The 12,969-nt window shown below is 69.6% G+C and carries 17 protein-coding genes; 13 read left to right on the top strand and 4 right to left on the bottom strand.

The window, feature by feature from the left end:
* Positions 1–55: 55 nt before the first annotated feature.
* Entirely contained in the window at positions 56–751 is a 696-nt protein-coding gene (locus DEJ29_RS12665; RefSeq protein ID WP_217499818.1) for a potassium channel family protein, read from the bottom strand.
* Positions 744–2,177, bottom strand: a complete 1,434-nt coding sequence (locus tag DEJ29_RS12660; protein WP_111095286.1) for a TrkH family potassium uptake protein — start codon at positions 2,175–2,177, stop codon at positions 744–746. The genes DEJ29_RS12665 and DEJ29_RS12660 overlap by 8 nt, the downstream gene beginning before the upstream one ends.
* Before the next feature lie 74 nt (positions 2,178–2,251).
* Here DEJ29_RS12660 and DEJ29_RS12655 point away from each other — a divergent pair, with 74 nt between their 5' ends.
* From DEJ29_RS12655 to DEJ29_RS12635, 5 genes are all read left to right on the top strand, one after another.
* A complete protein-coding gene (locus DEJ29_RS12655) occupies positions 2,252–2,767 on the top strand; it encodes an ArsR/SmtB family transcription factor (protein WP_051596885.1) in 516 nt (171 codons plus the stop codon).
* 137 nt (positions 2,768–2,904) lie between these two features.
* Positions 2,905–3,099: a helix-turn-helix domain-containing protein gene (locus DEJ29_RS12650; protein ID WP_017888579.1), complete on the top strand. Its 195-nt coding sequence runs from the start codon at positions 2,905–2,907 to the stop codon at positions 3,097–3,099.
* 109 nt (positions 3,100–3,208) lie between these two features.
* Complete coding sequence (locus DEJ29_RS12645) at positions 3,209–3,307, top strand: 30S ribosomal protein bS22 (protein ID WP_003792170.1); 99 nt, start codon at positions 3,209–3,211, stop codon at positions 3,305–3,307.
* An 87-nt stretch (positions 3,308–3,394) separates the two neighbouring features.
* Positions 3,395–3,649 (top strand): glutaredoxin family protein, encoded by a 255-nt coding sequence (locus DEJ29_RS12640; RefSeq protein ID WP_071247435.1) that lies wholly within the window; start codon positions 3,395–3,397, stop codon positions 3,647–3,649.
* A complete protein-coding gene (locus DEJ29_RS12635; RefSeq protein WP_071406294.1) occupies positions 3,646–3,939 on the top strand; it encodes a Dabb family protein in 294 nt (97 codons plus the stop codon). Before DEJ29_RS12640 ends, DEJ29_RS12635 begins: the two co-directional genes overlap by 4 nt.
* A 128-nt stretch (positions 3,940–4,067) precedes the next feature.
* Here DEJ29_RS12635 and aspS read toward each other — a convergent pair whose 3' ends face one another.
* Positions 4,068–5,408 carry an aspartate--tRNA(Asn) ligase gene (gene aspS, locus DEJ29_RS12630; protein ID WP_027466337.1) on the bottom strand — a complete coding sequence of 447 codons (1,341 nt, stop codon included), beginning with the start codon at positions 5,406–5,408 and terminating at the stop codon, positions 4,068–4,070.
* A gap of 222 nt (positions 5,409–5,630) precedes the next feature.
* On the opposite strand from aspS, the gene DEJ29_RS12625 reads away from it, so the two are divergent.
* Both DEJ29_RS12625 and DEJ29_RS12620 read left to right on the top strand, forming a co-directional pair.
* Positions 5,631–5,918: a hypothetical protein gene (locus DEJ29_RS12625; RefSeq protein ID WP_284173644.1), complete on the top strand. Its 288-nt coding sequence runs from the start codon at positions 5,631–5,633 to the stop codon at positions 5,916–5,918.
* A complete protein-coding gene (locus DEJ29_RS12620; RefSeq protein ID WP_111233288.1) occupies positions 5,918–6,163 on the top strand; it encodes a hypothetical protein in 246 nt (81 codons plus the stop codon). Before DEJ29_RS12625 ends, DEJ29_RS12620 begins: the two co-directional genes overlap by 1 nt.
* Here DEJ29_RS12620 and DEJ29_RS12615 read toward each other — a convergent pair.
* Complete coding sequence (locus DEJ29_RS12615; RefSeq protein WP_071406340.1) at positions 6,140–6,514, bottom strand: MerR family transcriptional regulator; 375 nt, start codon at positions 6,512–6,514, stop codon at positions 6,140–6,142. The two genes, DEJ29_RS12620 and DEJ29_RS12615, sit on opposite strands and share 24 nt — an antisense overlap.
* Positions 6,515–6,583: 69 nt before the next feature.
* On the opposite strand from DEJ29_RS12615, the gene DEJ29_RS12610 reads away from it, so the two are divergent.
* The 6 genes from DEJ29_RS12610 (at position 6,584) to ccsB (ending at position 12,913) form a co-directional block, all read left to right on the top strand.
* Positions 6,584–8,077 carry a SulP family inorganic anion transporter gene (locus DEJ29_RS12610; RefSeq protein WP_110863412.1) on the top strand — a complete coding sequence of 498 codons (1,494 nt, stop codon included), beginning with the start codon at positions 6,584–6,586 and terminating at the stop codon, positions 8,075–8,077.
* Between the two features lie 67 nt (positions 8,078–8,144).
* Positions 8,145–8,801: a histidine phosphatase family protein gene (locus DEJ29_RS12605; protein ID WP_111095154.1), complete on the top strand. Its 657-nt coding sequence runs from the start codon at positions 8,145–8,147 to the stop codon at positions 8,799–8,801.
* Positions 8,798–9,436 (top strand): TlpA family protein disulfide reductase, encoded by a 639-nt coding sequence (locus DEJ29_RS12600; RefSeq protein ID WP_258375954.1) that lies wholly within the window; start codon positions 8,798–8,800, stop codon positions 9,434–9,436. The genes DEJ29_RS12605 and DEJ29_RS12600 overlap by 4 nt, the downstream gene beginning before the upstream one ends.
* Positions 9,437–9,481: 45 nt before the next feature.
* Entirely contained in the window at positions 9,482–10,180 is a 699-nt protein-coding gene (locus tag DEJ29_RS12595) for a cytochrome c biogenesis CcdA family protein (protein WP_110863490.1), read from the top strand.
* Positions 10,164–11,888 (top strand): cytochrome c biogenesis protein ResB, encoded by a 1,725-nt coding sequence (gene resB, locus DEJ29_RS12590; protein ID WP_250896982.1) that lies wholly within the window; start codon positions 10,164–10,166, stop codon positions 11,886–11,888. The genes DEJ29_RS12595 and resB overlap by 17 nt, the downstream gene beginning before the upstream one ends.
* 5 nt (positions 11,889–11,893) lie before the next feature.
* Positions 11,894–12,913, top strand: coding sequence for a c-type cytochrome biogenesis protein CcsB (ccsB, locus tag DEJ29_RS12585; protein ID WP_110863489.1), 1,020 nt, complete (start codon positions 11,894–11,896; stop codon positions 12,911–12,913).
* The last annotated feature ends 56 nt before the right edge of the window (positions 12,914–12,969 follow it).

Here is a 12,969-nt window from a genome sequence, read left to right as displayed (position 1 = left end):
CGGACGGGAGGCCCGGGGCGACGCCGCCACGGGCCTCCCGTCCGTCCGGTGGTCGCTACTCGTACGCGGCGAAGCGCTCCAGGTCGGTCTCGGAACCCGAGACGATGATGACGTCGTCCTCACCGATGACGCTGTCCGGCGTCGCCGGCACGAACGGGCTGCCGGGCGGCTTGATGCCGAGCACGGTCAGGCCGAAGCGGGTGCGGATCACGGTGGTGGCGAGGTCCTTGCCGCGGACCGCGCGCGGCGGGAACATCTTGACGACGGCGAAGTCGTCGTCGAACTCGATGAAGTCGAGCATCCGGCCGGAGACCAGGTGTGCCGTGCGCTCGCCGGCCTCGCGCTCGGGGTAGACGACGTGGTTGGCGCCGATGCGGGACAGGATCGTGCCGTGCGAGCGGCTGATCGCCTTCGCCCAGATCTGCGGGACGCCGAGGTCGACCAGGTTCGCCGTGATCAGGACGCTCGACTCCAGGTCGCTGCCCGTGCCGACGACGGCGATGGCGAAGTCCTGCGCGCCGATCTGCCGGAGCGCGTCGATGTCGGTCGCGTCCGCCTGCACCGCGTGGGTGACCCGGTCGGACCACTTCTGCACCAGTCCGGCGTCGGTGTCGACGACGAGCACCTCGCGGTCCTGGCGCTCGAGCTGGCCGGCGGTGGCGGCCCCGAAACGCCCGAGCCCGATGACCAGGACGGGGGCGTCGTGACTGATGGCACCGTGCTGGTGCGACGAACGGGTGCGGTCAGCCAACGATCGGCCTCTCCTCGGGACGGCGGAACAGTTGCCGGCTCTGGCTGGCGGCCAGGGCAGCGGCGATGGTCACTGTACCGACCCGGCCGAGGAACATGGTGGCGGCGAGCACGTACTTGCCCGGTTCCGGCAGGTTCGCGGAGACGCCGGAGGACAGACCGCTGGTCGAGAACGCCGAGATCACCTCGAACAGCACACGGTCGAGCGAGTCGTCGGTGATCTGCAGGAGTACCACGGTCGCGACGGCCACGATCGTCGCCCCCCAGAGCACGATGGCCACCGCGACCCGCAGGACGTCGCTCGGGATCCGGCGACCGAAGGCCTCCATGCTCTGGCGGCCGCGCGCCTCGGCGACCGCGGCCAGGAACAGCACCGCGAGGGTCGTCACCTTGATGCCGCCGGCCGTCGAGGCGGATCCGCCTCCGATGAACATGAGCATGTCGGTCACGAGCAGGCTCGAGCCGTTGAGCTGATCGAAGTCGACGAGCGAGAAGCCTCCCGAGCGGGTCATCGTCGACAGGAAGAGCGCCTGGAACGCGGTGCGCCCGGCTCCTTCCTCGCCGAAGGTCGTCGGGTTCGACGCCTCGAGGGCGGTGTAGACGACCGCGCCGCCGAGGAGCAGGATCGCACTCGTCGCCAGGGTGAGCTTGACGTGGATCGGCCAGCGCCGCGGGGTGCGCAGCTGCTTCGTCAGGGCACGGATCACCGGGAACCCGATGGACCCCGCCACGACACCGATCATGAGCAGCGTCAGGAACCAGTAGTCGTGGGCGAACGGGTCGAGGCCATCGGCGTTCGGCGAGAACCCGGTGTTCGTGAAGGCCATCGCCGCGTAGTAGAAGGAGTCGCCGACCGCGGTCCAGAACGGGATGCCGGCGATGAGCACCGACGGCAGGAGCAGCAGACCGAGGACGATCTCGATCGACAGCGTGCTCACCGCCACCGTCGCGAGCAGGGTGCCGACCTCGCCGAGCCGGACGGCCTGCCCCTCGGGCACGGCCCCGTGGTGGGTGCGGAGCGGGTTCGAGTCGCCGGCCGCCATGAGCTTGGCGCGCAGGCCGAGCTTGCGGGTGACGAACAGGCCGAGGATCGACGCGAAGGTCAGGACACCGACGGCGCCGATCTGGGTGCCGATGACCACCAGGACCTTGCCGAACACCGACCAGTGCGTCGCCATGTCGACCGTGGACAACCCGGTGACGCAGACCACCGACGCCGCGGTGAAGAGGGCGTCCGCGAAGTGGGTGCTGCTGCGGTCCGCCGTGGCCCACGGCGTCATGAAGGCCACCGTGAACAGGAAGATCAGCGCGATGAACACGACGATCGCCAGTCGGGACGGTGACGAGCGCAGCACCGTCGCGATCCGGCTCGCTCGCCGTCGGCCGACACTCACGTGGTGCGGGATCGGCTCGGTTCGGTCGAGCATGCGTATGCCTCCGAGGACATGGGCCGGGACGGTTCGTCATGGTACATCCGTGGTGCCCCGGCTAGCCTTGCCCCATGGCCGACATCTTCTCCGTCGTGGCGGACCCGACCCGGCGCGAGCTGCTCGGCACGCTGTTGTCCGCCTACGGTTCGGACGTCACCGGCGGGGAGCTCAGCGTCGGCCAGCTCGTCGAACGCCTCGGGGTCAGCCAGCCCACGGTGTCGAAGCACCTGCGTGTCCTGCGCGACATCGGGCTCGTCACCAGTCGCGAAGAAGGGCAGCACCGCTACTACCGGCTCGACCCGGAGCCGCTCGTGCACCTGGAGGACTGGGTCCTGCCGTTCACGGGCGCGGTCGACGCCGACGGCACCCCGGCCACCACCGCGTGGACGCCGGACGGCCAGCCGGTGTCGATCCGCCGGAACGGCACGGCCGGCAAGGCGACGGTGGAGGTGGGCACCGAGCTCGGTCGTGTGATGGCCGAGGCGTCGTACCGGGCGACCGCGGCGATCTCCGGCGCGCAGCAGGGCTGGGAGCGCGTCGTCGACCGCAGCCGCAAGCGCTTCACCCGCCGGGGCGACGAGGACTGAGCCCGCGGCACGGTTGGTGCGCACCGGGCGTGGACTGATCCTGGACACCGGGTCGCACGCGCCTCTACAGTTGCCACTGACCACACAGGTCACACCACTGGCGTGCGCAGCGCGCGTGCGAGCCCCGAAGGCGGACCATGACCGGCAGTTTCGACGACGTGCGCTTCCTCACCGTCGCTGAGGTCGCCGAGATGATGCGCGTCTCGAAGATGACCGTGTACCGGATGGTGCACGCCGGTGAGCTCCCCGCCATCCGCTTCGGCCGTTCCTTCCGCGTCCCCGAGTCAGCCGTCGCCGACGTGCTGCGCGGTGGCGTGGCGGACGTCGGCTGAGCGCGCGTTCGACATCACAGCGGGCAGCCGGTAGACTCGGGCAGGTTGATTTTCCGCGGTCTCTTCGGCCCGGTGTCCGTACATCAGCATCAGTCCGAGCGAGGTCCACATGGGTTCTGTCATCAAGAAGCGTCGTAAGCGCATGGCGAAGAAGAAGCACCGCAAGCTCCTTCGCAAGACGCGTCACCAGCGCCGCAACAAGAAGTAGACCCTCACAGGTCTGCGCAGGTCAGAGGACCTGCACGAGAAGCCCCGGTTCGCCGGGGCTTTCGCGTTCCCGGACTACGCTGGGACCATGCCCGCAGTGACGTTCCTGACGAAGCCCGGATGCCACCTCTGCGACGACGCCCGACCCGTGGTCGAACGCGTCGTCGCCGACCACCCGGGGGTCACCCTGCAGGAACGCTCGATCCTCGACGACGACGCCCTCCGCCAGGAGTACGCGGAGGACATCCCCGTCGTGCTGATCGACGGGCGCGTCCACAGCAACTGGCACGTCGACGCCGACCGGCTCGCACGTGCGCTCGAGAAGGCCGAGGCCCGCGCATGATCTCCCACGTCGTCTCCTGGTCCCTGCGGACCGACCTCGACCGCACGGCGTCGATCGCCCGCATCCGCGAACTCCTGACCGGTCTGGTCGGCACCGTCGAGTCGATCCGGTCGCTCGAGGTCGTCGAGAACGTCGCCTACCCGGACAAGAACCACGACGTCGCCGTGGTCGCCACCTTCGACGACCTCGCCGGGCTCGACGCGTACCAGGTGCACCCGGAGCACCAGGCCGCGGCAGCGGAGATCCGCGAACTGGTCACGGCGCGGGCCGCCATCGACTGGCAGAGCTGAGCCGGGCCTCCCGTCCGCGCGCGCTCGTCGCTCCGCGTCGCGCTTCGTGAGCAGCAATGGTCGCCTCCCGCATCGGGAGGCGACCATTGCTGCTCACCATGCGCGCGCGGGCTCGCCGCGCACGGGTCCTACGGGGTCAGGCGCGTCGGGCCACGGAACAGGTAGGTGACCTCGCGGATCGACGGCTCACCGAGCATCAGCATCAGCACGCGTGCGAGGCCCATGCCGAAGCCGCCGTGCGGCGGGACGCCGTAGCGGAAGAAGTCGAGGTACCAGCCGAGCTCCTCCGGGTCGAGACCCTTCTCGACTGCCTGCGCCTCGAGCACGTCGACGCGGTGCTCACGCTGTGCACCCGTGGAGATCTCGGCGCCGTTGAAGATGAGGTCGTAGCTGTTGGTGACCGACGGGTCGCCGGGCTTCCGCATGTGGTAGTACGGCCGGATCGAGGCGTCGTACTCCGTGACGAACACGAACTCGGAGCCGTGGTGCTCCTTCGCCCAGGCGGCGACGCGGCGCTCGCCCTCGGGGTCCAGGTCACCGTCGGCGCGGACGACGTCGTAGCCGCTGTCGGCGACGATCTTGCGCGCGTCGGCCAGGGTCACGCGCGGGAACGGCGTCGCAGGGACCTGCAGCTCGAAGCCGAAGACCTCCGCGATGTCCTTGCCGTACTTCTCCTTGACGGCGGTGATGCCGGCGACCAGGACCTCTTCGTGCATCGCCATGACGTCCTCGTGGGACTCGATCCACGAGAACTCGGCGTCGACGCTGGTGAACTCGGTGGCGTGGCGGCTCGTGAAGGACGGGTCGGCGCGGAAGGCGTCCGCGATCTCGAACACGGCACCGAAGCCGGCCGGCTGTGCCATCTGCTTGAAGTTCTGCGGCGACTGGGCCAGGTAGGCGGTCGTCTCGAAGTACTCGAGCTGGAACAGCTCGGCGCGCGACTCGGACGCCGACGCCATCAGCTTCGGGGTGTGGATCTCGATGTAGTCGCGGTCGACCCAGTACGTGCGGAACGCGTGCTCCAGCGTCGTCTGGATGCGGAAGATCAGGTTCTGCTTGCGGTTGCGCAGGTCGAGGAAGCGCCAGTCGAGACGCTTGTCGAGCGACGAGTCGTCGGCGATCGGGGTCTCCGGGATCGCGGCGCTCACCACCTGCAGCGCACCGATCTTGACCTCGAGTCCCCCGAGCTTCACGCGCTCGTCGTGCTTCAGCGTGCCGGTGACGTGCACGAAGGTGCCGTGGGCCAGGCCGGAGATCTCGTTGGTGGTCGCGAGCGCGGACTGTGCCGCGTCGTCGCCGTCCTCGGCCTCGCGCGTCGCCGGGTTCACGAGCTGGACGGCGCCGGTCTCGTCGCGCAGCACGACGAACTGCACCTTCTTCTGGTCTCGGACGGTCTCGACCCATCCGGCCACGGAGACGGGACCGTCGGGGAGGGCTGCCAGGTCGGCGATGCGGGTGCGTTCGATCACGGTGGTCGAGTCTAACCGCCTGCGTCCGGGGGCGTGGGCGGCGGGGTTCTTCCCTCCACAGGGCCGCCTGCGTCCGATGTTCTCCACCGATGGCCGGGAGGCCCGTGGCGGCGTACGTGGGATCCGTAGCGTTCTCGACGTGGCCGGGTCGCGGGACGAGAGGGGGACCGGGTGGGGACGGGGACGGGGGAGCTCGCGACCTGGCCGCCTGCGGCGGTCGCGGTGGTGGTGGCTGCACTGTGCACGACGGCGTTCACGCTGCTCGTGGCGGTCGTCGGTGGGCTGTGGGCGGTCATCCGGTGGCGGCGGGATGTCGCGCGGGAGCAACGGGACCGCTACTGGGCGCGGTTGACCGTGGTGTTCGACCTGATCACCGCGGCCGAGGTCGGGCGTCGCGAGATCGGCCGGAACCTGGCACAGGCGATGTACGACATGCAGAAAGTGCCTGCCGGAGAAGAACCCGCTGCGAGGGTGCTTGCGGAACTGTTCATCGAGAAGAGGAGACCGTGATGACGACTCGTCTGCGCCGTGCCTGGCGAGAGCTGGTTCGGAAGGAGGACACGGTTCCCGCGGAGCGGCCGTACATCGGTCCTGCGCCCGGCGAGAGCATGTGGGACTGGGCGCAACGTGGGGCGATCGACTGGCAGCTCCACGTGGAAGAGGGGGAGCTCAAGCTCGAACTCGAGCGGCAGCGCATGCGCGCCAGGGTGCTCGCCGAGGACACCGCGACATCAGGGGAGCGACGCGCGGAGTGATCCGAGCGTGCCGATGAACTCCTCGGCCATGCCGGCCCGCTCGACGAGCTTGGCGTGGCGGGCACGGGCGTCCTCGAGGTACGCGTCGAGGCGGGCTGCCAGCGCTGGTTCGTCATCGGGGTCCTTCGTCGCGAGGGCGTCGACCACGCGGAGCAGCTCGGCCATCTCGTCGAGCGTGAACCCGAGCGGCTTCATCCGGCGGATCACGAGCAACCGTTCGAGGTCCTGCGCCGTGTAGACCCGGAAGCCGCCGGTGGTGCGGCCGCTCGGCACGAGCAGCCCGACCTCGTCGTAGTGCCGGATCGTGCGCAGGGACATGCCGGCGCGGTCGGCGAGCTCGCCGATGTGCATCGTGTCGGGGGCGTCGCTGGTGCTCACGGCGTACGACTCTACCCTCACGTGAGGGTAGAGTTCCGATCGATGTCCGTGATCACACACGCGCCGACGGCCCCGAGCGTCCTCGCCGCCCTCCGCTCGCCCCGCATGCTCACCCGAGAGGTCCTGGCCGGCATCGTCACCGCGCTGGCCCTCATCCCCGAGGCGATCTCGTTCTCCGTCGTCGCCGGGGTGGATCCCGCGGTCGGCCTGTTCTCGAGCGTCGTCATCGCGATCGTGATCTCGATCGTCGGTGGTCGCCCCGCGATGATCTCCGCCGCAGCCGGCTCGGTGGCGCTCGTCATCGCCCCGCTCGTCCGGGAGCACGGGATCGAGTACCTGGTGCCCGCGATCGTCCTGGGCGGCGTGTTCCAGCTCGTGCTCGGGTTCCTCGGGGTGGCACGGCTGATGCGCTTCATCCCGCGCAGCGTCAACGTCGCGTTCGTGAACGCCCTGGCCATCCTCATCTTCACCGCCCAGCTGCCGAACCTGCTCGGCGACGACGTGCCGTTCATCGTCTGGCCGCTGACCGTGCTCGGCATCGCGATCATCGTCGGCTTCCCGTTCCTGACGAAGGCGATCCCCGCGCCGCTCATCGCGGTCGTCGTCGTCACCGGTCTCACGATGGTGTTCAGCGTCGCCGTGCCGACGGTCGGCGACGAGGGCGAACTGCCGACGGCGCTCCCGGGCTTCGGCGGCATCACGACGCCGTTCACCTTCGAGACGCTGCAGATCATCGCTCCGTACGCGTTCGGTGTCGCGATCGTCGGGCTGATCGAGACCCTGCTCACCGCGCAGCTCGTCGACTCCATCACCGAGACGGGCTCGAGCAAGTGGCGCGAGTCGTGGGGTCAGGGCGTCGCGAACATCGCGTCCGCCTTCTTCGGTGGGACCGGCGGCTGCGCGATGATCGGCCAGACGGTGATCAACGTGAAGACCGCGGGTGCCCGGACCCGCGTCTCGACCTTCGCGGCCGGGGTCTCGGTGCTGGTCCTGACGATCGTGCTCCACGACCTCGTGGCCCAGATCCCGATGGCGGCACTGACGGCGGTCATGCTCATGGTCTGCGTCGCGACCTTCGACTGGCACAGCATCCGACCGCGCACCCTCCGACGGATGCCGCTCGGCGAGACCGCGGTCATGCTCGTCACCGTCGTGGTGGTCGTCGTGACCGAGAACCTCGCGACCGGGGTGCTCGTCGGTGTGGTCGTGGCGGCCCTGGTCTTCGCCCGACGGGTGGCGCACGTGGTGACCGTGGTGCGCGAGCCGGTCGACGACCGCACCGTGCGGTACCGGGTCCGCGGGGCATTGTTCTTCGCCTCGTCGAACGACCTCGTCACGCGGTTCTCCTACGCCGAGGACCCGGAGCACGTGATCATCGACCTGGCCGACGCCCACGTGTTCGACGCGTCCACGGTCGCGGCGCTCGACGGGGTCGAACAGCGGTTCGCGAAGCACGGGTCGACCGTCGAGGTGGTGAACCTCGACACGGGGTCGATCGCGCTGCACGGGCGGCTCTCCGGTGAGCTCGGCGGCTGAGTGCTTCCGCATCCGGTGAATCACCTGAGGGGGCGGTGGGAACCGCGGGCGACCTACACTGGAACCCATGCCCGCGACCCGTCTCCACCTCGTCCGGCACGGAGAGGTGCACAACCCGGGCCGCGTCCTCTACGGCCGGCTCCCGGGCTTCGGGCTGAGCGACCTGGGCACGCGGATGGCGCAGGCCTCCGCGACCGCCTGGAAGGACGCCGGCATTGACGTGCGTCGGATCGTGGCGTCCCCGCTGCAGCGCACGCAGGAGTCCGCTGCGCCCTGGTCGGCCGCCTACGGGCTCGACGTGACGCTCGACGAGCGCCTGATCGAACCGACGAACCGCTACGAGGGGCAGCCCCCCGGGTTCACGAGGCGCTCGCTCGGCCGCCCGGCGGAGTGGCCGTGGATCGCGAACCCGCTGCGTCCCAGCTGGGGCGAGGCGTACGAGTCGATCGCCAACCGCATGCTCGCGGCGATGACCACGGCGTGGGAGAGCGTGGACGAGGGCGACGTCGTCCTGGTCAGCCACCAGCTGCCGATCTGGATGGTCCACCGGAAGCTCGCGGGGGAGCCCCTGTGGCACGACCCGCGCAAGCGCCGCTGTGACCTGTCGAGCATCACCACCGTCGAACGTGTGCCCGCCACGTCGACCGGTCGGTTCACCGAGGTCGGGTACGCGGACCCCGCGCAGGAACTGCGCGCGACCGCCGTCGACGAAGGAGCAGTGTGAACAGCACGAAGCGTGCGCGCGTCATCAGCAAGCGGTTCGCGGTCCTCGCAGCGACGGCCGTCGCCACCGTGCTCGTCCTGTCCGGCTGCTCGTCGGACAGTGGCGGCATCGCGAAGCAGTACGGCAACGGCACGACCCAGAACTACATCTCCGGTGACGGTGCCGTGACCGAGGTCTCCGCGAAGGACCGCACCGACCCGGTCACCTTCCGGGCCGAGGACTCGAACGGTGACACGGTCTCGTCGAAGGACCTCCGCGGCAAGGTCGTCGTCCTGAACTTCTGGTACGCCAGCTGCCCCCCGTGCCGTGCCGAGGCGAAGTACCTCAACAAGGTGCACGACGAGTACGCCGACGCCGACGACGTCGCGTTCATCGGTGTCAACGTCCGCGACGAAGCAGCGACCGCGGCCGCCTTCGAGCGCACCTTCGACGTGCAGTACCCGACGGTCCTCGACCAGCGCACGGGCACGATGCAGCTGGCGATGTCCGGGCAGATCGCACCGAACGCGGTGCCGGCCACGATCGTCCTCGACACCAAGGGCCGCGTGGCTGCCCGGGTCCTCGGCGCGATCGACGGCACGAGCATCCTGCAGACCCTGGTCAGCGACGAGCTCGACGCCGGCAAGGCCTCCTGACCCGTGACCTCCAACCCCTTCGCTGACGCGATCCTGAGCGGCCAGATGGCCGTGGCGCTGCCCGTGGCGGCGCTCGCCGGGCTCGTGTCGTTCCTGTCCCCGTGCGTGCTGCCGCTCGTGCCGGGGTACCTCGGGTACGTCGGCGGTGTCGCCGAGGGCGGGCAGCGTCGGGGTCGAGTGGTGCTCGGCGTGCTGCTGTTCATCGCCGGGTTCACCGCGGTGTTCGTGGCGTACACGACGGTGTTCGGCGCGCTCGGCTTCTGGCTCGTGCGGTGGCGCGACCTCATCACGCAGATCCTCGGGGTCGTCGTGATCGCGATGGGCCTGGTGTTCGTCGGTCGGTTCACGTTCCTGCAGCGCACCATCAAGCCCAGCTGGACCCCGGCCACCGGGATCCTCGGCGCCCCCCTGCTCGGCATCGTGTTCGGCCTCGGCTGGACCCCGTGCCTCGGCCCGACGCTGGCGGCCATCAACCTGCTCAGCGTGCAGTCGGGCAGCGCCTGGCAGGGCATGTGGCTCGGGGTGGCGTACTGCCTCGGGCTCGGCATCCCGTTCGTCCTCGTCGCCCTCGGCGCCGGCTGGGCCACGGGGGCCATCGCGGCGGTGAAGCGTCACATGCGCACCGTCAACATCATCGGAGGAGCGATCCTGATCGTCATCGGCCTGCTCATGGTCACCGGTATCTGGTCGGCCGTCATGTCGAGCGTCGGGGCGGTGATCCAGAGCTTTGTCCCCGCGGTCTGACCTGAACGAGCACATCCCGACGGGCGCAGGCGACGGGGCCGACAGCGCCTCCGACCCGCAGCGACCGTCCGACCACGTCGACGGCTCCGGCCCCACCGACGGCGGCATCAACCAGCCGAAGCTCGGCTTCGTGGGGTACCTCCGCTTCTTCTGGCGGCAGCTGACGAGCATGCGCACGGCGCTGTTCCTGCTCATGCTGCTCGCCCTCGCGGCGATCCCGGGGTCGCTCGTGCCGCAGCGCACCGCCGACCCGAACGGCGTCGTGCAGTACAAGGCGGACCACCCGCAGCTCTACCCGGTCCTCGACAAGCTGCAGGTCTTCGACACCTACACCTCGGTGTGGTTCTCCGCGATCTACCTGCTGCTCTTCATCTCGCTCATCGGCTGCATCGTGCCCCGCACGAAGCACCACTGGCAGGCACTGCGGACCCGTCCACCGAAGACCCCCGCGCGCCTGACGCGACTGGCGGGCTTCCGCACCGTGGCGGTGCAGCCGGACGCGATGATCGACGGGACGACCGGGATCGACGCGACCACGGGCCTCCCGTCCGCCGAGCACGCGGTGACGCGCGCGATGGCGATCCTGAAGCGGTCCGGGTACCGCGTCGAGCGGTTCGGCGACTCGGTGAGCGCGGAGCGCGGCTACCTGCGCGAGACCGGCAACCTGGTGTTCCACGCCGCCCTCGTCGGGGTGCTCCTGGCGGTCGGCGTCGGCGGTGGTTTCGGCTTCACCGGACAGCGCCTGCTGGTCGAGGGCCAGACGTTCTCGAACGTGCTCGGCTCGTACGACTCGTTCAACCCCGGTCGCTGGTTCCAGCAGACCGACCTCAAGGGCTACAACCTCCGGCTCGACAAGTTCGTGACGAAGTACGAGGAGCGCAACCTCGACGCCCTCGGGCAGGCGCTCGACTACTCGGCCACGGTCACGAGCACCGAGAAGGGCGGCGAGCCGAAGACCAGCCGCCTCGGTGTGAACGATCCGCTGCACGTCGGCGGTACGAACGTCTACCTGCTCGGCAACGGCTACGCGATGCAGGTCACGGTGCGCGACGGCGACGGCAACGTGGCCTTCAAGGACGTCGTGCCGTTCCTGCCGGAGGATGCGAACTACACCTCCACCGGCGTCATCAAGGTGCCGGACGCGAAGCCGGACCAGCTCGGCATGGTCGGGTTCTTCTACCCCACGGCATCGAAGCTCGCGAGCGGCGCCTACTCGAGTGCCTACCCGGACACCCAGAACCCGCTGCTGACGCTGCAGGTCTACACGGGCGACCTCGGGCTCGACAGCGGAGTCCCGCAGAGCGTGTACACGCTCAGCACCAAGGGGCTCGACCAGATCGCCGGTCGGCAGTCGGACACCGCGAGCATCGCGCTGAAGCCCGGCCAGACGAAGAAGCTCCCCGAAGGCGCCGGGTCGATCACGTTCGACGGCGTCAAGCGGTACGTCTCCCTCGACGTCCACCACGACCCCTCGCAGCTCTGGGTGGGCGGGTTCGCCCTGCTCTCCACCCTCGGCCTGCTCACCTCGCTGTTCGTCCCGCGCCGTCGCGTCTGGGTGAAGGTCGTCCCGCGCACGGACACGGCGGGCGGCGAGTACGACCTCGAGTACGCCGGACTCGCACGCGGCGAGGACCCGAACCTCGAACGGGCCGTCGCGGACATCGCACAGCGCCACACGTCGGACCTCGGAGTTAGGATGCCCCAGTGAACGACATGACCACGAACCTCGCGACCTACTCGGTCGTGCTCACGTACTCCGCGATGGCGGTGTACGTGGTCGCGTTCATCTCGTTCGCCCTCGACATGGCCAAACGCTCCGGCGACGTCACGGCCGCCGCGAAGAACGCGGGCGCCGACGACAGCTCGGCCGATGCGGCCAGCGCTGCGGCAGCACCCGGCGCGAAGACGGTCGCGACCGTCCGCGGCGGCACCGTCGTGCTCGAGCAGGTCGCCGCACCGCCGTCGGGCGGTTCGGCCGGCCGCGGCACGAAGTTCGAGCGCGTCGGCATGGCGATGACGATCCTCGCGCTCGTCCTGCACGTCGCGTCGGTCGTCCTCCGCGGCATCGCGGCCGACCGTGTGCCGTGGGGCAACATGTTCGAGTTCTCGCTGACCGGCACGGCGCTGATCACCCTGATCTTCCTGCTCGTGCAGTTCTGGCAGAACCTGAAGTTCCTCGGTGTCTTCATCACGGGCCTGACGATCATCCTGCTCGGCATCGCGACCGTGAACTACTGGGTCCCCGTCGTCCCGCTGCAGCCGGCCCTGCAGTCGTACTGGCTGGTCATCCACGTCTTCGTGGCGATCGCCGGCACCGGGTTCTTCGCGCTCGGCGCGGGGCTCGCGGTGGCGCAGCTTGTGCAGACGTACCGCCAGGGCCGCACGGCCTCCGGCAAGCTCCGCTTCATGGCGACGCTGCCCGACGCCGACCGGCTCGAGGTCCTGACCTACCGCGTCCTGCTCGTCGGCTTCGTCCTCTGGACGTTCACGCTCATCGCCGGTGCGATCTGGGCCGAGCGCGCCTGGGGCCGCTACTGGGGCTGGGACACGAAAGAGGTCTGGACCTTCATCATCTGGGTCGTCTACGCGGGCTACATCCACGCCCGTGCGACCCGTGGCTGGCGCGGTGCGCGGTCGTCCTGGCTGGCCCTCATCGGCTTCGCTGCGGTGATGTTCAACTTCTCGGTCGTGAACGTCTTCTTCAAGGGCCTGCACAGCTACTCGGGTCTGTGAGTCACGCGGGTCGCTGACGCGGCCCTGGTCGCGACCACGACCGGACGGGAGGCACG

It is taken from the genome of Curtobacterium sp. MCPF17_021, from assembly GCF_003234605.2.
Taxonomy (GTDB): domain Bacteria; phylum Actinomycetota; class Actinomycetes; order Actinomycetales; family Microbacteriaceae; genus Curtobacterium; species Curtobacterium flaccumfaciens.
The sequence above is the reverse complement of the archived record's forward strand: the minus strand, read 5'-3'. Positions and strand labels throughout refer to the sequence as shown.